Raw genomic sequence first — 22,565 nt, forward strand, 5'->3', positions numbered from 1 at the left:
CTTGGAACACAAGGCGCGCAAGCTGGGCATGCAGTTGGTGATGGCTGGATAATTTTTAGAGCAAAAACAATGGGTTATTTTTTGTTTGATAAGAGTAAATGTGCGTTTCGTACTTTTTTATGAATTTTTATTTTCTTTAGATGCCGATTTTTTTAGAAATGCGACGAACGGTAGACCTTGTTTTTTGATCGCTCGTTTTGTTCGAGTAAGGAGCGCTGGACGTTACGTTTGAACCGGCCTCCTGTAGGAGCTGCCGCAGGCTGCGATCTTTTTGCTCTGGTCTCAAGAGATCGCAGCCTCGTTTCACTCGACAGCTCCTACAAGTCCTTGCCAGGAAAAAGCCAAAAGAGTACAAATGTACTCCATGACGACTCTGACTCCCCGCCGTACCGCCATCCTGACCTTTATCCGCGATCGCATCGCCGAGCACGGTCAGCCTCCGAGCCTCGCCGAGATTAGCGAGGCGTTCGGTTTCGCCTCCCGCAGCGTGGCGCGCAAGCATGTGCTGGCGCTGACCGAAGCCGGGTTTATCGAGGTCAACCCGAATCAGGCCCGGGGCATTCGCCTGCTCGGGCAGCCGCCGCGTCCCGAGTTGCTGGACATCCCTGTGCTCGGCCGGGTGGCGGCCGGTGCGCCGATCGGTGCCGATGCCGAGGTACACAGCCGCTTGCTGCTCGATCCGTCGATCTTTTCGCGAGTGCCGGACTACATGTTGCGGGTACGGGGTGATTCGATGATCGAGGACGGCATTCTCGACGGCGACCTGGTGGGCGTGCACCGCAGCCCCGAGGCGCTCAACGGCCAGATCGTCGTGGCGCGGCTCGACGGTGAAGTCACCATCAAGCGCTTCGAGCGGGTCGGCGATGTGGTTCGCCTGCTGCCGCGCAACCCGGCCTACCAGCCGATCATTGTCGAGGCCGACCGGGACCTGGCCATCGAAGGCGTGTTCTGTGGCCTGGTGAGGCAAGGCTGATGGGTGCCGTCGTTGCGCTGGATACGCTGTTCAATGGCGGCCAGGTCTGGAGGGGCCGGCCTGCGCCACCGGCCGCCAGCCCGCAGCCCACCGGGCATGCCGCGCTGGACGCCGCGTTGCCCAGCGGTGGCTGGCCGGAGGCGGCGCTGACGGAAATCCTGTTGGCCGGGCAGGGCGTGGGCGAATTGCAACTGGTGTGGCCGACGCTGGCACGGCTGTCGGCGGCGGGCGAGCGCATCGTGCTGGTGGCGCCGCCTTATGTGCCGTACCCCCAGGCGTGGCAGGGCGCCGGGGTCGATCTGCGTCAATTGTCGATCATCCAGGCCGGCGAGCGTGATGCGCTGTGGGCCGCGGAACAATGCTTGCGCTCGGGCAGTTGCGGCGCGGTGCTGTGCTGGCCGCACAAGGCCGATGACCGCGCCTTGCGCCGCTTGCAGGTGGCAGCGGAAACCGGCCAGACCCTGGCCTTCGCCTATCGCCCCCTTGGCGAAGCGATCAACCCTTCGCCAGCGGCCCTGCGCATTGCCATCGATGCCCGGCCGGCACAACTGCGCGTGCTCAAGTGCCGCGGCGGCCTGGCCCGTTCGGCGCCGATTGCCTTCGTCGTGGGGCATTGAGGTTGCCATGCGCTGGGTCTGCATTGTTTTCCCGCAATTGGCGCTGGACGCGGTACTGCGTCAGCGCGCCGATCCCGATGAACCCCTGGCGTTGCTGACCGGCCCGGCCCAGCGCCGGGTGCTGCAGGCCGTCAACGGTGCGGCGCGGGCGCTGGGTTTGCGTCCCGGCCAGTCCATGAGTGCGGCACAGGCCTTGAGCAAAGGTTTTGTCACGGCCGAATACGACGCCGCTGAAATCGAACACTGGCAGCAGTTTCTCGCCGCCTGGGCCTATCGCTTCAGTTCCCAGGTCAGCGTGCATTACCCCCGGACCCTGGTGTTCGAGATCGAATCCAGCCTCGGCCTGTTCGGCGCCTGGCCGCAATTCGAAGCGCTTTTGCGCCGTGAACTCGGCGAACTGGGGTTTCGGCACCGCATCGTGGCCGCGCCAAACCCGGTGGCGGCGCGGGTGCTGGCCAACGCCTATGACGGTCTGGTGGTCCCGGACGATCAAGCCTTGCAGCATCACCTGGGGCAAATGCCCGTCGACCGGATCGGCCTCGAAGCCTCGGTCGCCACGGCCTTGTCGCGCATGGGCCTGCGCACCTTGAGCCAGGTGCAGGCGCTGCCCCGGCATAGCCTGGCCCGGCGTTTCGAGGCCCAGGTGCTCAAGCATCTGGATGCCCTCTTGGGTTTGCGGCGGTTGGCGCTGGCGTTTTACCTGCCGCCGGACCGCTTCGATGTGCGCATCGAGCTCAATTTCGATGTGCAGTCCCATCAGGCCTTGCTGTTTCCGTTGCGCCGGTTGACCGGCGACCTGTCAGCGTTCCTCTGCGGTCGCGACAGCGGCGTACAACGTTTCGACCTGCATCTGGAACACGCCGGGTTGCCGGACACGCTCATCAAGGTCGGCCTGCTCAGCGCCGAGCGGGATGCGGCGATGCTTTTCGAACTGGCCCGGGGGCGGCTGGAGCAGGTCCAGGTCGAGGCGCCGGTGCGCGGCTTTCGCCTGCGTGCCGAAGACCTGCCGACCTTCGTGCCCCAGCATCAGGAGCTGTTCGACGACCGTCCGCAGCAGTCCTTGCCTTGGGAGCAACTGCGCGAGCGCCTGCGTGCACGGCTGGGGGATGACGCGGTGCATGGCCTGCGCTTCCAGGCTGATCACCGCCCCGAGTGTGCGTGGCAGGCCAGTGCCGACAGCCAGCCCTGTGCAGTGCCGGCGGCGGTGAAACGGCCGGGCTGGCTACTGGCTGAACCGCTGGCCGTGCATCAGGGCACGGCGCGCATCCTCATGGGGCCGGAACGTATCGAGTCTGGCTGGTGGGACGGCGACGACGTACGCCGCGACTATTACCTGATCGAAACCCGTGCCGGCCAACAGGGCTGGGCCTACCGGGCGGTCGGTGAGGACGGCCCGTTGTGGTTGCAGGGGTGGTTCGCATGAGCATCGACTATGCCGAATTGCACTGCCTGTCGAACTTCAGCTTCCAGCGCGGTGCCTCCAGTGCCCTCGAGCTGTTCCAGCGCGCAAAAAATCAGGGTTATCAAGCCCTGGCGATCACCGACGAATGCACCCTGGCGGGCATCGTTCGCGCCTGGCAAGCGGCGAAGTCCGTGGAGTTGCCGCTGATCATCGGCAGCGAGATACGCATCGAGAACGGTCCGAAACTGGTGCTGCTGGTGGAGAACCTCGAGGGCTATCAGGCGCTGTGCCGATTGATCACCCGCGCCCGGCGCCGCACGCAGAAAGGCCAGTATCAGGTGCTGCGCGAAGACTTCAGCGAACCGTTGCCGGGATTGCTGGCGTTGTGGGTTCCGGACGCTGTCGATGCCTTTGCACAGGGCCACTGGCTCAAGCAGGTCTTCGCCGAGCGCCTGTGGCTGGCCGTGCAGTTGCATCGCGGTCAGGACGATGCCCGGCGCCTGGACGATCTGCTGACTCTGGCCAGGGAGTTGCGTATTCCTGCAGTCGCTTGCGGCGATGTGCACATGCACGCTCGCGGCCGGCGCGCCTTGCAGGACACCATGACCGCGATCCGTCATCACCTGCCGGTGGCCGATGCCGGGTTGCGCCTGCACCCCAACGGCGAACGCCATCTGCGCAGCCTCGATGTGCTGCAGGCGCTGTACCCGCCAGCCTTGCTGGCAGAAACGCTGAACATCGCCCGGCGCTGCACCTTTGATCTTGGTCAGTTGCGTTACCAGTACCCCCGCGAACTGGTGCCGCAAGGGCACTCGGCCACCTCGTGGCTGCGTCATTTGACCGAGGAGGGCATCGAGTGGCGCTGGCCAAAAGGGCCGAAAAGCGAAGTGCTGGTGCAGATCGACAGGGAGCTGCAACTGATCGCGGAGCTGGGCTATGAAAGCTATTTCCTGACGGTCCACGACATCGTCCGCTTTGCCCGCCAGCAACGGATTCTTTGTCAGGGGCGTGGTTCTGCCGCCAACTCGGCAGTGTGCTTCGCCCTGGGCATCACCGAAATCGATCCGGATCGCACCACGTTGCTGTTCGAGCGCTTTTTATCCAAAGAACGCAACGAACCACCGGACATCGACGTCGATTTCGAGCATGAACGCCGCGAGGAAGTCTTGCAGTACGTGTTCCAGCGTTACGGCCGGGCCCGCGCCGCGCTGACGGCAGTGGTCAGCACCTATCATGCGGCCGGTGCGGTACGGGATGTAGCCAAGGCACTGGGCTTGCCGCCGGACCAGATCAACGCCTTGGCCGATTGTTGCGGTCACTGGAGCGATGAAACGCCCCCCGTTGAACGCCTGCGTGAAGGCGGTTTCGACCCTGAAAGCCCGGTGCTGCGCCGGGTGTTGAGCCTGACGGGGCAACTGATCGGCTTCCCCCGGCATTTGTCCCAGCACCCCGGCGGTTTCGTGATTTCCGAGCAGCCGCTGGACAGTCTGGTGCCGGTGGAAAACGCCGCCATGGCCGAGCGCACCATTATCCAGTGGGACAAGGATGACCTCGATGCGGTCGGTTTGCTCAAGGTCGATATCCTGGCGCTGGGCATGCTCAGCGCGATTCGCCGATGTTTCGATCTGCTGCGTCGGCACCGGGGTCTGGACCTGAGCCTGGCGAGCATCCCGTCCGAAGATGCGGCCACCTACGAAATGATCGGTCGGGCCGACACCATCGGCGTGTTCCAGATCGAATCCCGGGCGCAGATGTCGATGCTGCCCAGGCTCAGGCCGAAGACGTTCTACGACCTGGTGATCGAGGTCGCCATCGTTCGGCCGGGGCCGATCCAGGGCGGCATGGTGCACCCGTACCTGCGGCGACGGAACAAGGAAGAACCGGAGGCCTATCCGTCGCCGGAACTGGAAGTGGTGCTCAAGCGCACCCTCGGTGTGCCGCTGTTTCAGGAACAGGTGATGCAGATCGCCATCGTCGCCGCCGACTACAGCCCCGGCGAGGCCGACCAGCTACGTCGCTCCATGGCCGCGTGGAAACGCCACGGCGGGCTCGAACCGCACAAGGAAAGGCTGGCCGCCGGGATGAAGAAAAACGGCTACACCGCCGAATTCGCCGCGCAGATCTTCGAGCAGATCAAGGGCTTTGGCAGCTACGGTTTTCCCGAGTCTCACGCGGCCAGTTTTGCTTTGCTGACCTACGCCAGTTGCTGGTTGAAATGCCACGAACCGGCGGCCTTCGCCTGTGCGCTGATCAACAGTTGGCCGATGGGGTTCTACAGCCCGGACCAGATTCTGCAGGACGTTCGGCGTCATCATTTGCAGGTTCGCCCGGTGGACGTGCGCGCCAGTGACTGGGATTGCAGCCTGGAGCCGATCGCCGGTGCGCAACCGGCGATTCGCCTGGGCCTGCGCATGATCAAGGGCTTTCGCGAGGACGATGCCCGACGCATCGAGGCGGCCCGCTCCCAAGTCGCGTTTGCCGACATCGCCGATCTGGGCGAGCGGGCGCGACTCGATGCCCGCGCCCAGGAGCAACTGGCCGATGCCGGTGCGCTGCGCGGGCTGGCCGGTGATCGCCATCGAGCGCACTGGGAAGTGGCCGGGGTACATAAGCAGCTGGGTTTGTTCGCCGGCCTGCCGAGCCAGGAGGAGGACGCGGTGGCGTTGCCCAAGCCCACCGTGGGCGAGGACCTGCAAGCCGATTACGCCAGTGTCGGCACCACCCTCGGGCCGCATCCGTTGGCCCTGTTACGCGGTGAATTGAAGGCGCGGCGCTGCCGCAGTTCGAAGGAGTTGCTGGACGTCGAACACGGTCGGCCGGTCAGCATCGCCGGGCTGGTCACGGGCCGACAACGCCCGGCCACCGCCAGCGGCGTGACCTTCGTCACCCTTGAGGACGAGTTCGGCAACGTCAACGTGGTGGTGTGGCGCGACCTGGCCGAGCGGCAGCGCCAGGTGTTGGTCGGCTCGCAGTTGCTCAAGGTCGATGGCCGCTGGGAGAAGGAGGGCGAGGTGCGGCATCTGATTGCCGGGCGCTTGAGTGATCTGAGTGCGTTGCTCGATGGCATCAATGTGCGCAGCCGGGATTTTCACTGACGCCAGCCGTCACCCATCCCCCTGTAGGAGCCGGCTTGCCGGCGAAGGCGTTTTTGATGGCGCTGCACGTCTCAAGGCCGCCTTCGCTGGCAAGCCAGCTCCTACAGGTCATGTGTAAACAGGCGTCATTTGATGACAGGCCCAAACCGCTCGCCACCCCCCCGGTGCATCCGTCCACGCCTGTAACGATCGCGTCGGCAATTCGAAATAATCCCGCGTGCGCGCATAGCCATGCCCGCCCATGCGTCCGATCGCATCCAGCCCCAACTGATCGATGTACAGGGTTTTCGGATCGATCAGTTCATCACGCACGCGGGCCATTATGGTGCATTTCTATAATTACTGTATGCAAAATCTGGATGCAATTTAGAAATGCCCGGATTAATCTGCCCGTGCAAGCCCCTTTTTCAAAGGCTTCATTCGCCAGGGTTGGTTGCACAGGGCGCGAGGAGTTGATGAATGACGGAAAAGAAACTGGAAACCACGGTCGACCGCGTCTACCAAGGGGTTTACGAGGCGATCAGCAAACGCTCGTTGCGTCCGGGCATGAAGCTCGGCGAAGCCTCACTGGCCGAGCTATTCAATGTCAGCCGCACGTCCGTTCGGGCCGCGCTCAAGCAATTGGAAGCCGATGGACTGGTCACCACCGAGCCCAATAAAGGTGCATCGGTGTCGTTGCCGAGTGACGAAGAGATTCGCTCGTTGTTCGAAACCCGGCGTCTGGTCGAGATCGGTATCGTCAGCGAACTGTGCCGTCGTCGCGATACGACGGTGACACAGGACCTGCGCGATCATTTGTTGCTGGAAGATGAAGCGCATCAGAGTGGTGATCACGAACGGCTGATTCACCTGCTCGGCGAGTTCCACATCAAGCTGGCCCGCAGCCTGAACAACCCGGTGTTGCTCGACTGGTTCCAGAAGCTGATTTCCCGGGCGTCGCTGTATGCCGCCGCACTGGATGACGACAGCCACGAAGTCTGCCGCGACGACGAACACCTGCGGCTGATCGAGTACATCGAAGCGGGCAACCAGAGCGCAGCCATCGAGCTGACCTGCATGCATTTGAATGGGATAGAGAAGGCGATCCTGGATGTCGCGGCCACCCTGAAAAGCAGTTACAACCCGCTAAAGCACTTGATTGAGGTGTAGTGCACGGTCCCTCGTGCTGAGGACACAAATTGTGGGAGCGAGCCTGCTCGCGAAGGCGGTGTGTCAGAAGACATTGATGTTGACTGTGCCACCGCTTTCGTCGGAACGCCGCCCGGAGCCGGCTCGCTCCCACAAGGGATCTGCAGTGGCTCGCAAGAATCAGCTATACCTCTATGAAACGAATAGCGTCCAGAATGCTCGAAACAAACGGGTGCAATTTACCGGGATAGAGCCAGCCGATGCAGTTTCTAGCGGATAGCCACGGGTGTGCCGGGTGGAACGGCGAAATGGCCGGGCGCATTCGTGCGTTCGACTGGAGCCAGACCGAACTTGGCCCACTCGACTCATGGTCCAAGAGCCTGAGCAGTGCGGTGCAGCTGATGCTTGCGTCGCCGCTGCCGATGGTGATGCACTGGGGCCAGTCCGGGTACATGATTTACAATGACGCCTACTCGAAATTCGCCGGTGGGCGTCATCCCTATCTGCTGGGGTCCACGGTGGAGCTGGGCTGGCCCGAAGTCGCCGATTTCAATCGCCACGTGGTGGATACCTGCCTGGCGGGCGGCACCTTGTCCTATCGCAACAAAGAAATGGTGCTGCTGCGTGACGGGGTTCCGGAAGATGTCTGGATGGACCTCTACTACAGCCCGGTGGCTGACGATGACGGACGTCCGGCCGGGGTCATGTCCATGGTTGTGGAAACCACGGAGCGGGTGATATCCGAGCGCCGGCGACAAGTGGCTGAAGACGCTTATCGTGCGGATAACGAGCGGGTGCGCCTGGCATTGAACGCCGGTGCCTTGCTCGGGTCCTTTGTCTGGGACATCAAGACCAACGTGTTGTCGGGTGATGAGCGATTCGCTCGCACGCTCTCTTATCCACCCGGGCATGACCTGAGCCACCTGTCACAGGAAATCGCCAAAGGGCGGATCCATCCGGACGACCGCAGCTGGGTCCAGGAACGAGTCAAACTGTCGGTCGAGACGGGCGAACCCTACAACGTCGAGTACCGGATCCAGCGTCCCGACGGCAGTTACTTCTGGGTGCTCGCCAGCGGTTGTTGCGAATTCGATGAGCAAGGGGAGGCATTTCGTTTCCCCGGCGTGCTGATCGATATTCACGAACGCAAGACCGCCGAAGAATCCCTGCTCAAGTTCACCCGCAACCTGGAGCAGCGGGTGGCTGATGAGGTCGAGGCGCGGTTGGTGGCGGAAGAACAACTGCGCCAGTCACAGAAACTCGAAGCCATCGGTGGCCTCACCGGCGGTGTGGCCCACGACTTCAACAACCTGTTGCAAGTGATCGCCGGCAACCTGCACCTGTTGGCACGCCATGAGCCGAAAAACGCCAATGTGCAGCGCCGGGTATCGGCGTCGATTGCCGCAGTCGAGCGCGGTGCCAAGCTGTCCTCGCAATTGCTTGCATTCTCCCGGCGCCAACCTTTGTCGCCCGCGGTCTTCACGTTGCGGCAGATTTTCGATGGCCTGGCGGAACTGTTGCTGCGCGCCTTGGGTGAAACGCTCCAGGTTCACATGTCGGCGCCCGAAGATTCGTGGAGCGTGTTTGTCGATCGCAACCAGCTGGAAAACGCCATTCTCAATCTGGCAATCAATGCCCGTGACGCCCTTCAAGGCGAGGGCAGGATTGACATTTGTGCAGAAAACATCGTCCTTGATCGCGAATTTTGTGCGGGAAAAGGCATTGCCGCCGGGGACTATGTGCGGGTGTCCGTAGCGGATACCGGCGTCGGCATGCCGCCGCAGGTGCTGGCCCAGGCGTTCGAGCCGTTCTTCACCACCAAGGCCGACGGTCAGGGCACCGGATTGGGCTTGAGCATGGTGTTTGGTTTCGTCAAACAGAGTGGCGGTCATATCGAAATCTCCAGCAGTCTGGGGCAGGGGACTCGGGTGCAGTTGTATTTCCCGCGCACCCTGCGCGTGCCACCCAGTGAAACGCTGAGCCCTGATGTGCCGCAACGGGGCGGGCACGAACGCATCCTGGTGGTCGAAGACAATGAGGCCGTGCGGGTGTCGGTGGTGGAGTTGTTGCGCGAAGAGGGCTATCAGATCCTCACGGCCACCAATGGTGACGTCGCCATGCAAATGTTGCTGGAAGGGTTAGTGGTGGACTTGATATTCACCGACGTGATCATGCCCGGCCTGATCAAGAGTTCGGACCTGGCGGCCTGGGCGAAAGTGCAGGAACCACCGGTGGCCGTGCTGTTCACCTCGGGGCATACCCGCGACATCATCTCGCGCAATCACCAGCTCAGCCCCGACACCCACCTGCTGAGCAAACCCTACAATCCCGAAGCACTCAGGCAAATGGTGCGCATGGTGCTTAACGGCTGAAACCGGTGACGGCGCGGGTGCAGGCAAAGGTTTTATCGCGCTTGCGACAGGACGACGAACGGACACCGCTGGTCTGACAGGTGGTCGACAGAACAGGCTAACCGAGGCCATTCTGATAGTTGGTGAACGCAATTGATCGCGTCTCGCTGCCGATCAACAAACGGAGGTGTTCCATGCCGGTGCCCCATGACCTTTATCAGGATCTGAAACGCTCAAAGGAAGAAATCCAGCAGAAACGCACCAAGGATCCGTTACTGGATTCACTGCTTAACAAGTATTCCCAGGCGGATGCCGAAGTGGTGAAAGCAGAGGAGGCCAAGTCCAACGATGACACCGTAAGGAAACTCAAGGAGGTACGTCTTCAGGTCAAGGACAAGATCGTCAGGCAGTTGGGCTCGTCGTCCTGACCCGCCAGTGCCACCAATGACCGGTGGCTGAACCGTTGGAACGGCAACCAGAACCGGCACCTCGAATGCTCGCAGACCAATGTCATGGCTCTCGACGAGGTGCCTCATGACCCAGCCCGAATACCCCGGAGAACAACCGGGTGGCTACGACCCTATACCCACTCATCCCGAACCGCTGAGCCCCGAACACACCACGGTCAATCCCGAGGAAGAGCCTGGTATTGATGAGTGACCGGGAGATGAAGGTGTCGACGTCGATTCAGAATGAACACCGTCCCCTGTAGGAGCGAGCCTGCTCGCGAAGAGGGCCTGACAGTCAATGTCGATGTTGAATGTGCTGACGTCTTCGCGAGCAGGCTCGCTCCCACAGTAGTTCTTCAGTGAATTCAGAAAAAGAGGCTGCTTATTGCAATGCCTTGCTCAAAGGCAACCGCACCATGTTCTGCGCTTTCAGCGAACCGAAATACAGCCAGTCTCCATACTCGCGTACCGTGGTGATGGGCGAGTAGTTGTCGCTGCTGCCGTCCTGCAGGTTGGCGATCACCTTGCCTTCAAGGTCCAGGCCCAGGGCAAACCCGCGTTTTTCCACGGGCCTGGGCAATACGGTCATGGCTCGCACGATCATCTTGCGCACGAACGGATGGGCCGCCGTGCCATCGAGCAAAGCGTTTCGGGGGGCATACAGCGCCACCCAGAACCGGTCGCGGCCATTGAACGACAGGTTGTCCGGCAGCCCCGGCAGGTTGTCGATGAACAGGTCATGGGTGCCGGCCTTGGGGCCGCTGAGCCAGTAACGGCTGATGCGGTAGGCGCCGGTTTCATTGACCAGTACATAAGCATCGTCCGGCCCCAGGGTCACGCCGTTGGCAAACTCCAGCTTATCCAGCACAACCGACGTTTTGCCGGTCTGGAAGTCGTAACGCAGCAGGCGACCGCCACCACCATGTTCGATTACGGCCTCACCGTCGTGGCCATAGCCAAAGCGGTTCGAAGCATCGCTGAAATAGGCGTAGTGACCGGGTTTGTCGATGGTCACATCGTCGGTAAAGCCGAAGGGAACGCCGTCGGCCTCTGTGCTCAAGGCCACCAGGCGCCCCTGGGCGTCGAGGGCCAACAAGCCTTTGACGGCATCGGCGATCACCAGCAGACCATTGGGATGACGGGCCAGACCCAATGGCCGGCCTCCGGTATCGGCCAGGACTTTGGTGGTCTTGCCGTCCAGGCTCGTGAGGATCAGACGACCGTCGTGCAGACCGGTAATGAGTGTGTCGTTTTCCAGCAACAAGGCTTCCGGCCCGTCGATGTCGGCGGCACCGACGCGTTCCACCCCCTTGAGCCGCTGATTGTCCGCGTAGATTCCGCTGGAGAGGGATGGCGCAAGTTGTGGAGCCCAGGCCACCGGTCGCACCTTGGTCGGCATCAGCAGCAGGAAGGCGCCGATGACGAAGATGATCAGCAACAGGCATTTGAAGGCTCTGCTCACGCGCTGACCCCTGTCGCCGTCAGGTATTTCGGCGCCATTTCGCGCAATGCCCGCATCGACGCCGCCGATTCCCGATCGATGCGCCGCTTGAGCAACAACCGGTTGGCAATCCGCATCGCCAGACCGCTGAATTGATACTCCAGGGTGCGGACGAAACGTGTGTCGTTGCCCTCGGCATCGCATTCATAGGTCACCACCAGCGACAGGCCATGATCCCCCTGTGCGCACGCACTCCAGCGCCGTCCGGGCAGGTACTCCGCCACCTCCCAGCGCAAGTGCCCGTCACGGCCACCAGCGCGGATGTCCTCTTCGAAACGTGCGCCGGCATGCAACGGGCCTTTCGGCCCATCGATATGCAGCGACGACGGATGCCATTGCGGCCAAAGGGTCACGGTGCTGGCGTAGGCCAGTACATCGATCGGGTTTCCGGCAATGACAATCTGATGCTGCATGCGGGTCATGGGCGTTCTCGTCGTGTTTAACGGCGCAGGTTCCGGCTCCCAATAGAGGGTGCCGAACAGGTAGTCCATCAGCGGGAAAACGATGTTGAAATTACGCTCCTGCATCAGTTCGCGGCGGTGATGCAGCTCGTGCAGCCGGCGCATCTGGCGGATCCACGGCAGTCGTGTGACCGGGTTGCGCGACGGCAGGTGCTCGCAGGCATGAAACACTTCATAAGCCAGGTAACCGAGGACAAGCAGGCCGCCGACCAATCCGGCGACGTTGGTATTGATGTGCTTGAGCAGCCACCAGAGGGGCAGGGCGACGGCGAAGGTGTGCAGCACGATCAGCCACGCCGGAAACAGGATCACCCGCCAGTCGCTGGCGCTGTCGTAGGTCATGTGACCGGGGGTGAAAAAGCTGTGGTGGTCGACGGCGTGACGGGCATAAAACAGCCGGGCGAAGGTCTTTTTATGATGCCCCAGGTGGCGATGCACCCTGTACACACCGAGGTTGAACAACAGCAGCGTGACGGGCACCGCCAGCCATTCCGCTGGCCGCACCTGATGTACGTTGCTCCAGAAGACGATGATCGCCAGTGCCCCGAACGCCAGGACAAACGCGCCGTGCAGCCAGGGATTGTAGAGCGGATGAATGTCGGCGCGGTAACGGCTGCGGAATCCTTCGGTGGTCTGCCTCACTGCAATCACCTGTCGTTATTGTTATCTCTTTCAGATTAGCCGATCCCGGTGATTTGACGGACCGAACCTTGAGGCCACAACGGCCATGATCCGGTGCAAGCCGGTCTCAAGTCAGCGGGTCCCAGCGTTGCGACCAGTCTTCGTCGGAATCGATAACCTTGCGCAGCAGGTCGAAGGCGCGTTGCAGTGTCGGCGAGTCACGATCGCGCGAATAGACCAGATAGGTCGGGTAGTTGAATTCCGGCGCCTTGGGCACCCGTTCCAGGGCGCCACTATCCAGATAGCTCTGCACGACGCGGGTGCGGAAGTAGCCGCTGCCGCCGTTTTCGAGAAGGTACTGCAGGCCCAGCGGGCCAAGATTGAAACTCAGCGCAGCCTTGGCTTTTTCCGGCAGGGCGGCGTCGTGCTGGCGTCGGAAGTCAGCGCCCCAATCGATGTACACATAAGGATCTGGCTTGCCGGCCAGGCGCACGAGAATCAGCTTTTCTTCGAGAATCTGCTCGACCTGCAAACGCGGCCAATACTCGGGCTGATACACCAGCGCGGCATCCAGAACGCCCAACTCCAGTTGACGCAGCAGGTTTTCACCGTCACGGATTTCCATGCGCAAGGCGTGGCTGGGGATGTTGTTACGGATTTCGCCGGCCCAACCGAGCATCAGCGGGTTACACAGACTCACCTCGCCACCGATGTGCAGCACATCGCGATAACCCTCGGGCAATGGCAGATCACGCCGCGCGGCTTCCCAGGTTTGCACCAGTTGATTGGCATACACCACGAAGGCTTCACCGTTGGGTGTCAGGCGGGCTCCGGCGCGGTTGCGCACGAACAGGGTGCTGCCCAGTTGGCTTTCGAGTTTCTGCACCCGCGCGGTGATCGCGGTCTGGGTGACATGGAGTTTTTCCGCGGCGGCAGCCAGGCTGCCATGGCGGACGATTTCGAGGAAGGTGCGGGCGAGGTCGATGTCCATGGGGCGGCCGGTGGTGTAAGTGCTCGCATTGTAAGAGCACCGCTGAACCTGTGGCGAGGGGGCAAAAACGACGAATCCCGCCACTAAGGGCGGGATTCGTTTGCGACCTTGCACGCTCCCGAAGCCCGGGAGCCAGGTGCTTACGACGGGAACAGCTCGGACAGTTTCATCGCCAGCATCATGTCGCCTTCAGCGCGCAGTTTGCCGCCCATGAACGCTTGCATGCCGTCAGTCGAACCGTCGACGATGCCTTCCAGGGTTTCGCCGTCCATCACCAGGGTCACCTGGGCGTCCGGGTTCTCGCCTTCCTGCAGCTCGCAGGTGCTGTCTTTGACGATCAGCGAGAAGCTCTTGGTGTCGTCGATGCGGAAACCGAAGACCAGATCCAGACCTGCAGCAGCGGCTGGGTTGAACTTGGCTTTCATTGCTTGTACGGCATCTGCTACGGAGGTCATGGTTCGATCCTTTCTTGGGTAATAAGAGCTGGGTGATTAAAGCCAGGGTCACAATAGTCCGGACTCAGCGAAACGTGATGAGTTCCGGGGCCTTCAACAGTTGCAGGTGCGCATGAGCGTTGAAGGAAGCCAGGGCCACCTCGCGACCGCGAAACTTAAGCTGGTTGAGCGAGGTGTTGACGATTTGCCAGTTCAATTCAAAGGCCTGCCGGGCAGGCATTTGCGTAATCAGGTGGAGCAGGGCGGTGATGGTGCCGCCGGACGTGAACACGGCGATTTTCTGGGTGTTGTCGGCCTGGTCGAGGATGCGGTGCAAGCCGGCCTGGACCCGTTCGACAAAGCCCAGCCAGCTTTCCAGGCCCGGTGTATCGTAGGTGCCGGCCAGCCAGCGTTCGATGATCAGGGCGAAGATACGCTGGAACTCACCACGGTTTTGCGCGGCGTTGCGCAGGATGTTCAGGGCTTCGGGTTCGTCCGGCAGCATGGCCGGCAACAGCGCGCGGATCACCGCATCGGCATCGAACTCGTTGAAGGCACAGTCGGTTTCCAGGAGCGGCACCGGCAGGCCTACCGCGGCGAATTGTTCCAGCGCGCTGCTGGCCGTGTGCTGCTGGCGGCGCAGGTCGCCCGCCAGGCAACGGTCGAAGCTGATGCCGAGTTCGGCCAGGTGCCGGCCAAGGATTTCAGCCTGTCGAATGCCGGTCGGCGACAGGACGTCGTAGTCGTCTGCACCAAAAGAGGCCTGGCCATGTCGAATCAGATAGATGCTGCCCACGTCCGCGTCATCCCGGTGCGTTGAAGGTTTGGCGAGGTTATGAGGATGGCGGTGTACTGTCAATGAAAAAACATACGCTTGTTTGAAATGCCCGTTACAGGCCTGTTGCCAGAGGTTTCACGGCTGGTCGCAAGGGCGGCGCATGGGTATGCTGGTGGTATCCCGCGCGCTTGCATGCCGCGCAACGATTAAGGAGTCCCTGTGGAGTTTTTTTCCGAGTACGCCGTTTTCCTGGCCAAGACCGTGACCCTGGTGATCGCCATTCTGGTGGTCCTGGCCAGCTTTGCGGCCTTGCGCAGCAAAGGTCGACGCAAATCCGCCGGCCAGTTGCAGGTCAGCAAGCTCAATGATTTCTACAAAGGGCTGCGCGAGCGCCTGGAGCAAACCTTGCTCGACAAGGACCAGCTCAAGGCCCTGCGCAAGACGCAGGCTAAAACCGACAAGAAACAGAAGAAAAAAACCGAGGCCAAACCCCGGGTGTTCGTGCTGGATTTCAACGGCGATATCAAGGCTTCGGCCACCGAAAGCCTGCGCCACGAAATCACGGCCTTGCTGACCCTCGCCACACCGAAGGACGAAGTGGTGCTGCGCCTGGAAAGCGGCGGCGGCATGGTTCACAGCTACGGACTGGCTTCTTCGCAACTGGCGCGCATCCGCGAAGCTGGCGTGCCCTTGACCGTGTGCATCGACAAGGTCGCGGCCAGTGGCGGCTACATGATGGCGTGCATCGGCCAGAAGATCATCAGCGCACCCTTCGCGATCCTCGGCTCGATTGGCGTGGTGGCGCAGTTGCCCAACGTCAATCGCCTGCTGAAAAAGCACGACATCGATTTCGAAGTGCTGACCGCCGGTGAGTACAAGCGCACCCTGACCGTGTTTGGCGAAAACACCGAGAAGGGGCGGGAGAAGTTCCAGCAGGATCTTGACATCACCCATCAACTGTTCAAGAACTTCGTGTCGCGCTATCGCCCGCAGCTGGCAATCGATGAAGTGGCCACCGGCGAAATCTGGCTCGGCGTCGCAGCGCTGGAAAAGCACCTAGTCGACGAACTCAAGACCAGCGATGAATACCTCGCCGAGCGCGCCAGGCAGTCCGAGCTCTATCACTTGCATTACACCGAACGCAAAAGCCTGCCAGAGCGCATTGGCATGGCCGCCAGCGGCTCGGTCGATCGCATGCTACTGAGCTGGTGGAGCCGTTTGACCCAGCAACGCTTCTGGTAAGCCTTTAGCGGGCGTCTGCAAAAAAAATCAAACCGCGGATTTTCCGCGGTTTTTTTTCGCCCGAAATTCCAGATTTGTCATTTTCCCGTGGCCGCTGCGAAATGTCCTAACTGATGAGCCGACCCTTCCGACTTACGCTTGAGTCGCCGCTGGTTATTCTGGTGATTCCCAATAGTTTGCAATGGAATGCACATGAATGATCACGCCCATGGCGATGCCCCAACACCCAATGTCCTGATGCGCAACGAGCTGAAGGCCGCGGTGGAGACCGCACTGCCGCAAACTCCCGCTCAGTTTGGCGAGCGCTTGATCAAGGAAAAGTGGGGCGCCGACATTGATCCGCAGACAGCCCTGCTGGTAACACTTGACTATAACTACCATGGGCATCCTCCAGAGAACGGTATCCATCAGGGGCAGGTGGGGAGTTCCCGCACCCTGATCCAGGCCCTGCTTGGCAATTATCAGACGGTGGGCGACGGGCGCTTCGGCGAAACGCTGTTTGGTCTGTACACACCGCCCGACATCGGGCCGTCGGTGCGCATTGTCGAGAAGGTCGATGAGTTTGCTTATGTGGGCAGCGGCAACCACGACACCTATGAAGGCATTTACCGCGCAACGGTTCCGCAATCCTATGGCCCGCACACGCAAATCAATCTACGGCCTGCCGATTTCAAGCAGTGGGTCTGGGGGGTGTTTCTTTCTGATCGATACCAGGCTTATCTCGATCAGGCCTGGCCGTCGGATGCGGTCATCACTGCGCCCGGTCCTTATGCGCTGAGGACATCGGTCAAGGCCGCTTTCGTCATGGCGGCCCGGCTGCAATATCAAGAACGGTGCCTGTCCAGAAAGGGGCTGGAACTTGCCATGCAAGCCGCCGGGTTGCCCGCCGCGCAGACCTGGGAAGCACTGACGATCCAGCAACTGCAAGCGCCGACAAAAATGCCCCCGGGTGTCGAGGCGAGTCGGTTGAAACTGTACCGTTATACAGCGACGGATATCTGGTGCTTTCAAGAGCGATCAGTGCCCAGGGTGTTGCTGTACATCCCCGGCAATTCTTCGCCATTGCACGAATTCACCGACAGTCGGCAGTTGCGCCAATGGATCGTGGCTCAGGGCAGGGGCGCCGATACGAAACATGCATTGGCGGCTCACTTCACCGAACAGGATCGCGAGGACGGCACCTTTCATGCGGGTGTACTGACCGCGCTGGAGGGCATGGCGATTTATCCAAAAATACACAGGCTGACGAAAAGTGCAGGGTTCTTCAACGATGATGGCTATTGGGATCCGGGCGACTACATCGAGTTTGATCGTTCCCCCAGCGCAACCGACCCTTTTGCGCAGTTGGTGAAATCCATGAAGCAGGCTGCCCAGGGCAGCACCAAGGCCATCCGCGACGATGCTCAGGTCAACCGTGACAATCTGAGTGCTTTCGTCAAGCCGATCGTGCAATGGATCAACCGGTTCGGGCCACTGGCGTTGTTTGTGCCTGGAGGTGAGGGATTGTTGGTGCTGGCCGGGCTTATTGATGCCGGTTACGGTCTGGATGAGGCCGTCGAGGGGCAAACAGCCAGTGAGCGTTCCGAAGGCGTGACGCGAACTGTGTTCGGCTTGCTCAATGCATTGCCGCTGGTCGGGGCTGTCGCTTCGTTAGAACGCGAAGGCGCGGAGGTCGCCGCGCTGACCAGGACCGGGCACGAGACTGGCGAGCCCGATGTGCAACCCGGCGGCAGACCGGCTGGCGATCCGTCCGCTCATATCGCTGCTCCGGAACCGATCACGCGGATACCGAGCCGTCTGAGCCTGCTGCGAGGGATAGGCGCCCCGGTGGACGCTTTCAGCGATGAGGTCCTTATGCAGGTCGGCAAGGTCTGCGACGTCGATGACGACATGCTGCGGATGATCCAGGCCGGTCGTCGACCCACCCCAGTGTTGGCCGACACCATCAATCGGTTCAGGATCGATCAGGAAGTCGTGCAAGTCATCGATAAAACCCAGGCTGGCGCGGCCCCTGCGGTCGAAGGCAGTGATATGCACGAGGCGTTGCAGGCCCGGCGAGTGGAGTTGTTCGACAGTCGTTATCAGGCACTTCAGTATTCGGAGCATGAATGGATCCGATTGTTTCAACAGCAATATCCCGGCCTGCCGAAAAGTGCGGTAGAGCAGATGCTCGATCGCTATGGAGTAGAACTGACGGCGACGCCGGATGAGATCCAGGCCAGGGAACTATTCAGGCAATTGGATAGCAAAGCCCGCCAGTACCAGCGGCATGTGCGCCTCACTCGTGCTTACGAAGGCCTTTATCTGCGGTCGGTGGCCCATTCCGATTCAGACACGCTGGCATTGCACTCACTGAGGGACCTGCCCGGATGGCCGAGAAACCTGCGACTCGAGGTGCTCGACGGCTCGCCGCAAGGACGGGTGCTGGATCGTTGCGGTTCCCTCGATGCCGCTTATTGTCGACGCTTGATCAAAGTCGGCAACCATTATCAATACTTCGACATACCCACCCAAACCCTCTTGCATACAGATTTTTACGGGGCTGTCATCGGTGCATTGTCCGAGGACGAGCGTGCGGCGCTGCAATTGCAGTCGCTGAACCCGGCCAATGAACTGAAGCTCAATCTCCGTGACCGTGCGCTATCACGCTCCGAATTCAGCCTGGGCCTGGGCAGAATGGACGGGGGGCTACCCTTCGAAATGCAAGGCTTGAGGGGCGGCGGCTTCCCGACGACCCCGCAGGCCGCAGCGTTGACCCACGAAATGCTGAGGCTGCAAGTCAGGGACCTCTATCCCGACTTTGGCAACGCACAGGCCGATGAATGGCTGCAACAGGCCGGAGAAAGCGTTCAGTCGCAGCTCGATGGATTGAAGCAACAAATTGAGCAATTGAGTACGGATTTGACGGGTTGGATCGACCAGGCCCTGCAGGATGTCGATGACATGGACATCGACTTTCTGGCCGCTGACGACGAGGACGCCGCGGACATGAATCATGTACAAATCGCGGCGCATAACGTCGCGTTGCTGCAGCACACGATGGAGTACGAGCGCGAGACCCGGATGGAACTGGCTGACGAGTTGGTGTCAATCTGGCGAAAGTGCCCGCCGCAGGCCAATCGTCTTTATTCCGGGGAGACGTTAACGGGATACAAACTGGATCTGGACTTCGAGGACTTCCACCGCTTGCCGCTCATGAGCGTCAGGTTCAACGAGGTGATCGAATTGTCGATGCGCGGATTCCATCTGATTGAACGTGAGAGCTTGAACGGCTTCCTTGAGTCTTTCCCTAATCTGCGCGTCTTGAATCTGGAAAAAGTCGATCTGCGGCTGCCTGATGCAATAGGGGGGCTGGAGGGTGGTGTTCTGCCGCCGGCGATTGCGCGAATGCGCCATCTCACGACCCTGAATCTGAAAGCCACGTTTCTGCAATTCAGAGAGAACACGGCGTCGCAACTGTGTGACTTGATCAACTTGCAATCACTGGATTTAAGTGGAAACCCCTTGGGTGTTTCGCCGGTGTTGCTAGGGATGAACGAACTGCGCCAGGTGAACCTGAGGAGTACAGGGATCAGTAGATGCCCGATCGGAATTCGGGACGATCCCTACCTGATGCTGCTGGACCTGAGCGATAACCGAATCACCCGGGTTCCGCCAGCAGTGCTGAGCCAGGCCGTCGCCCCGGATCGGGTGAAACTCTGGGGCAACCCGCTGACGGACGAGGGCACGTTGCGGCGCTTGATCGATCATCGGCAACGCACCGGGATCAACCTGTGGTTGAGTACACCAGGAGCCGACTATGGCAATCCGGTTGCGTGGTTGCGCGAGGGTGACGAAGCACTGCGGCTAGCCAGGCGAACGATTTGGCAGCAATTGGCGGTCAAACCGTCAGGCGGTCGTTTCCTGAGGGTCATCGACGGGCTCAGTCTGACGGCGGACTTTCAGGTCGATTATCTGGAATTGCAAGCGAGGGTCTGGCGACTGTTGAGCGAGGCGCAGGCGTCGGATGAGTTGTGGGGCTGGCTGAACCGGTTTGTCGAAGGCACAGCGACCGATGTCGAAAATCCGCTGGGAATTTTCACCGCGCTGGAAGATCGGGCCAGGCTTTACCGCGATTGGGTAACGATGGGGCGGCCGTTTCCGGTGATCACCGAACAGGCCTAGAGGATGGCCTTGAACCCCGCAAAGAGTTCAAGGCCTGGGCATCAACGGCGACGGAACAGCGGCAGTGGTTCGTCGGTGGCGGCCTGATAGGTCACCGAGAAATCCTTGAGACCTTCAAGGGCTTCGTGCGGGTCTTTGTCGGCGCGAATGGCAAACGCGTCGAAACCACAGCGATGCATGTAGAACAACTGGTCACGCAGTACGTCGCCAATGGCCCGCAACTCGCCCTTGAAACCGTAACGGTCACGCAGCAGGCGGGCGTTGGAGTAGTTGCGGCCATCGGTGAAGGCCGGGAAGTTCAGGGCGATGACCTGGAACTGCGCCACGTCTTCACCGATTTCCTCGGCTTCTTCATCGGCATCCAGCCACACGCCCAGGCCGCCGTCACGGGCCTTGAGCATACGGCTGTGTTCGCGCCACAGCTGCAACGGCACGATGAGGTCGTCACAGTTGCTGATCTCGTCGATGTTGAAATCCTTGGGCAGCAGGTGCCAGGTTTCGTCGACGACCTCGTTGTTCTTAATGATTCGCTGCATAGACACGCTCCTTGAAGAGGTCGATGCCAATACGCTGATAGGTGTCGATGAAGCGTTCGTCTTCGGTACGTTGTTCGATGTACACGTCGATCAGCTTTTCGATCACGTCAGGCATGGCTTCCTGGGCAAAGGACGGGCCGAGGATCTTGCCCAGGCTCGCATCGCGACTGGCGCTGCCACCCAGGGACACCTGGTAGAACTCCTCGCCTTTCTTGTCCACCCCGAGAATCCCGATGTGGCCGACGTGGTGGTGACCACAGGCGTTCATGCATCCGGAGATATTCAGGTCCAGCTCGCCGATGTCGAACAGGTAGTCCAGGTCGTCGAAGCGGCGCTGGATCGACTCGGCGATCGGGATTGACTTGGCGTTGGCCAGGGAGCAGAAGTCGCCGCCCGGGCAGCAGATGATGTCGGTCAGCAGGCCGATGTTCGGCGTGGCGAAACCTTGCTCGCGCAGCTCGCCCCACAGGGCGAACAGCTTGTCCTGCTCGACGTCGGCCAGGATGATGTTCTGCTCGTGGGAGGTGCGCAGTTGACCGAAGCTGTAGCGGTCGGCCAGGTCGGCCACGGCGTCGAGCTGTTTGTCGGTGATGTCGCCCGGTGCAACGCCGGTAGGCTTGAGGGACAAGGTCACGGCCACGTAGCCCGGCTTCTTGTGGGCCAGGGTATTGCGCACGCGCCAACGGGCAAAGCCCGGGTGTTGCTGGTCGAGCTCGGCCAGGGCGGCGGTCTGGTTGTCCAGTGCCTTGTAGTCCGGGTCGACGAAGTGTTTGGCGACGCGCAGGACTTCGGCTTCGGTCAACGTGGTCTGGCCACCGCGCAAGTGTTCCATTTCCGCATCGACTTTTTGCGCGAAGACTTCAGGCGTCAGCGCTTTTACCAGAATCTTGATCCGCGCCTTGTACTTGTTGTCGCGACGACCATAGCGGTTGTAGACCCGCAGGATGGCGTCGAGGTAGCTCAACAGGTCTTGCCACGGCAGGAATTCATTGATGAACGCGCCCACGACCGGCGTACGGCCCAGGCCACCACCGACCAGCACGCGGAAACCCAGTTCGCCGGCGGCGTTGTGCACCGGCTCAAGACCGATGTCATGGACTTCGATGGCGGCACGGTCGGAAGTCGAACCGTTGACGGCAATCTTGAACTTGCGCGGCAGGTAGGCGAATTCCGGGTGGAACGTGGTCCACTGGCGCACGATCTCGCACCATGGGCGCGGGTCGATCAGCTCATCGAAGGCGACACCGGCGAACTGGTCGGTGGTGACGTTGCGCAAGCAATTGCCACTGGTCTGGATCGCATGCATCTGCACGGTCGCCAGTTCAGCCAGGATGTCCGGAATGTCTTCCACGGCCGGCCAGTTGAACTGCACGTTCTGCCGGGTACTGATGTGGGCGTAGCCCTTGTCGTAGTCGCGGGCAATTTTGGCCATCATTCGCACTTGGCGCGAAGTCAGTTGGCCGTAAGGCACGGCGACTCGCAACATCGGTGCGAAGCGCTGGATATAAAGGCCATTTTGCAGGCGCAGGGGGCGGAATTCTTCTTCGCTCAGCTCGCCTGCCAGATAGCGTCGGGTCTGATCACGGAACTGCTTGACGCGGTCCTCGATGATCCGCTGATCGTATTCGTCGTATACGTACATATAAGTCCTGTTCTCAGGCTTGGGCCGGTCGGAAACAGCGGCGTTTTTTGGCTTGCTGGCGTCCGATGAAACCTCGGCAATTCTGCGCGCACGGCCGCGCACTCCATTAGGAGCCGGGGCAAGATAACAGTTTGCAGTTATGCGTAAAAGTGATGTTTGAGCATATGTAAAGAACCAAAT

General features: G+C 60.9%; 17 protein-coding genes and 1 pseudogene. 10 read left to right on the forward strand and 8 right to left on the reverse strand.

The window, feature by feature from the left end:
• Positions 1-355 precede the first annotated feature (355 nt).
• The 4 genes from lexA to C8K63_RS14060 are packed head-to-tail and all read left to right on the forward strand — an operon-like array spanning position 356 to position 6,087.
• Complete coding sequence (gene lexA / locus C8K63_RS14045) at positions 356-973, forward strand: transcriptional repressor LexA (protein ID WP_108217259.1); 618 nt, start codon at positions 356-358, stop codon at positions 971-973.
• On the forward strand, positions 973-1,590 hold the full coding sequence (imuA, locus tag C8K63_RS14050) for a translesion DNA synthesis-associated protein ImuA (RefSeq protein WP_108217260.1): 618 nt from the start codon (positions 973-975) through the stop codon (positions 1,588-1,590). The genes lexA and imuA overlap by 1 nt, the downstream gene beginning before the upstream one ends.
• Before the next feature lie 7 nt (positions 1,591-1,597).
• Positions 1,598-3,013 (forward strand): DNA polymerase Y family protein, encoded by a 1,416-nt coding sequence (locus tag C8K63_RS14055; RefSeq protein ID WP_108217261.1) that lies wholly within the window; start codon positions 1,598-1,600, stop codon positions 3,011-3,013.
• Positions 2,989-6,087: an error-prone DNA polymerase gene (locus C8K63_RS14060; RefSeq protein ID WP_178086785.1), complete on the forward strand. Its 3,099-nt coding sequence runs from the start codon at positions 2,989-2,991 to the stop codon at positions 6,085-6,087. Before C8K63_RS14055 ends, C8K63_RS14060 begins: the two co-directional genes overlap by 25 nt.
• A gap of 125 nt (positions 6,088-6,212) precedes the next feature.
• Here the strand turns inward: C8K63_RS14060 and C8K63_RS14070 are convergent.
• A pseudogene (locus tag C8K63_RS14070) lies at positions 6,213-6,411 on the reverse strand (flavin reductase family protein); the annotation flags it as partial.
• A gap of 135 nt (positions 6,412-6,546) precedes the next feature.
• On the opposite strand from C8K63_RS14070, the gene C8K63_RS14075 reads away from it, so the two are divergent.
• The 4 genes from C8K63_RS14075 to C8K63_RS30800 all read left to right on the forward strand — a co-directional run bounded on the left by C8K63_RS14075 (position 6,547) and on the right by C8K63_RS30800 (position 10,226).
• Positions 6,547-7,236 carry a GntR family transcriptional regulator gene (locus tag C8K63_RS14075; protein WP_108217263.1) on the forward strand — a complete coding sequence of 230 codons (690 nt, stop codon included), beginning with the start codon at positions 6,547-6,549 and terminating at the stop codon, positions 7,234-7,236.
• Positions 7,237-7,475: 239 nt separating this feature from the next.
• The gene (locus tag C8K63_RS14080; protein WP_108217264.1) at positions 7,476-9,587 is read left to right on the forward strand and encodes a PAS domain-containing sensor histidine kinase; all 2,112 of its coding nucleotides are present in this window, start codon (positions 7,476-7,478) and stop codon (positions 9,585-9,587) included.
• Positions 9,588-9,760: 173 nt separating this feature from the next.
• Positions 9,761-9,994 (forward strand): DUF465 domain-containing protein, encoded by a 234-nt coding sequence (locus tag C8K63_RS14085; protein WP_108217265.1) that lies wholly within the window; start codon positions 9,761-9,763, stop codon positions 9,992-9,994.
• Positions 9,995-10,100: 106 nt separating this feature from the next.
• A complete protein-coding gene (locus tag C8K63_RS30800) occupies positions 10,101-10,226 on the forward strand; it encodes a hypothetical protein (protein WP_256357299.1) in 126 nt (41 codons plus the stop codon).
• A gap of 171 nt (positions 10,227-10,397) precedes the next feature.
• Here C8K63_RS30800 and C8K63_RS14095 read toward each other — a convergent pair whose 3' ends face one another.
• From C8K63_RS14095 to C8K63_RS14115, 5 genes are all read right to left on the reverse strand, one after another.
• Positions 10,398-11,477 carry an SMP-30/gluconolactonase/LRE family protein gene (locus C8K63_RS14095; RefSeq protein WP_108217266.1) on the reverse strand — a complete coding sequence of 360 codons (1,080 nt, stop codon included), beginning with the start codon at positions 11,475-11,477 and terminating at the stop codon, positions 10,398-10,400.
• Positions 11,474-12,619: an SRPBCC family protein gene (locus C8K63_RS14100; protein ID WP_108217267.1), complete on the reverse strand. Its 1,146-nt coding sequence runs from the start codon at positions 12,617-12,619 to the stop codon at positions 11,474-11,476. Before C8K63_RS14100 ends, C8K63_RS14095 begins: the two co-directional genes overlap by 4 nt.
• Positions 12,620-12,725: 106 nt before the next feature.
• Positions 12,726-13,589 carry a LysR family transcriptional regulator gene (locus C8K63_RS14105; RefSeq protein WP_108217268.1) on the reverse strand — a complete coding sequence of 288 codons (864 nt, stop codon included), beginning with the start codon at positions 13,587-13,589 and terminating at the stop codon, positions 12,726-12,728.
• Between the two features lie 140 nt (positions 13,590-13,729).
• On the reverse strand, positions 13,730-14,044 hold the full coding sequence (locus C8K63_RS14110) for an SCP2 sterol-binding domain-containing protein (protein ID WP_108217269.1): 315 nt from the start codon (positions 14,042-14,044) through the stop codon (positions 13,730-13,732).
• 64 nt (positions 14,045-14,108) lie between these two features.
• Positions 14,109-14,819, reverse strand: coding sequence for a histidine phosphatase family protein (locus tag C8K63_RS14115; protein WP_108217270.1), 711 nt, complete (start codon positions 14,817-14,819; stop codon positions 14,109-14,111).
• A 201-nt stretch (positions 14,820-15,020) separates the two neighbouring features.
• On the opposite strand from C8K63_RS14115, the gene sohB reads away from it, so the two are divergent.
• Together sohB and C8K63_RS14125 are read left to right on the forward strand one after the other, a co-directional pair.
• Complete coding sequence (gene sohB / locus C8K63_RS14120) at positions 15,021-16,043, forward strand: protease SohB (RefSeq protein ID WP_108217271.1); 1,023 nt, start codon at positions 15,021-15,023, stop codon at positions 16,041-16,043.
• 192 nt (positions 16,044-16,235) lie between these two features.
• Positions 16,236-20,207 carry a dermonecrotic toxin domain-containing protein gene (locus C8K63_RS14125; protein WP_108217272.1) on the forward strand — a complete coding sequence of 1,324 codons (3,972 nt, stop codon included), beginning with the start codon at positions 16,236-16,238 and terminating at the stop codon, positions 20,205-20,207.
• A gap of 41 nt (positions 20,208-20,248) precedes the next feature.
• On the opposite strand, the gene C8K63_RS14130 is transcribed toward C8K63_RS14125, so the two are convergent.
• Positions 20,249-20,743 (reverse strand): DUF934 domain-containing protein, encoded by a 495-nt coding sequence (locus C8K63_RS14130; RefSeq protein WP_108217273.1) that lies wholly within the window; start codon positions 20,741-20,743, stop codon positions 20,249-20,251.
• Positions 20,727-22,385, reverse strand: a complete 1,659-nt coding sequence (locus C8K63_RS14135; RefSeq protein WP_108217274.1) for a nitrite/sulfite reductase — start codon at positions 22,383-22,385, stop codon at positions 20,727-20,729. Before C8K63_RS14135 ends, C8K63_RS14130 begins: the two co-directional genes overlap by 17 nt.
• Positions 22,386-22,565: the final 180 nt, after the last annotated feature.

The organism is Pseudomonas sp. GV085 (genome assembly GCF_003050925.1).
In the GTDB taxonomy this organism is placed as follows: Bacteria; Pseudomonadota; Gammaproteobacteria; order Pseudomonadales; family Pseudomonadaceae; genus Aquipseudomonas.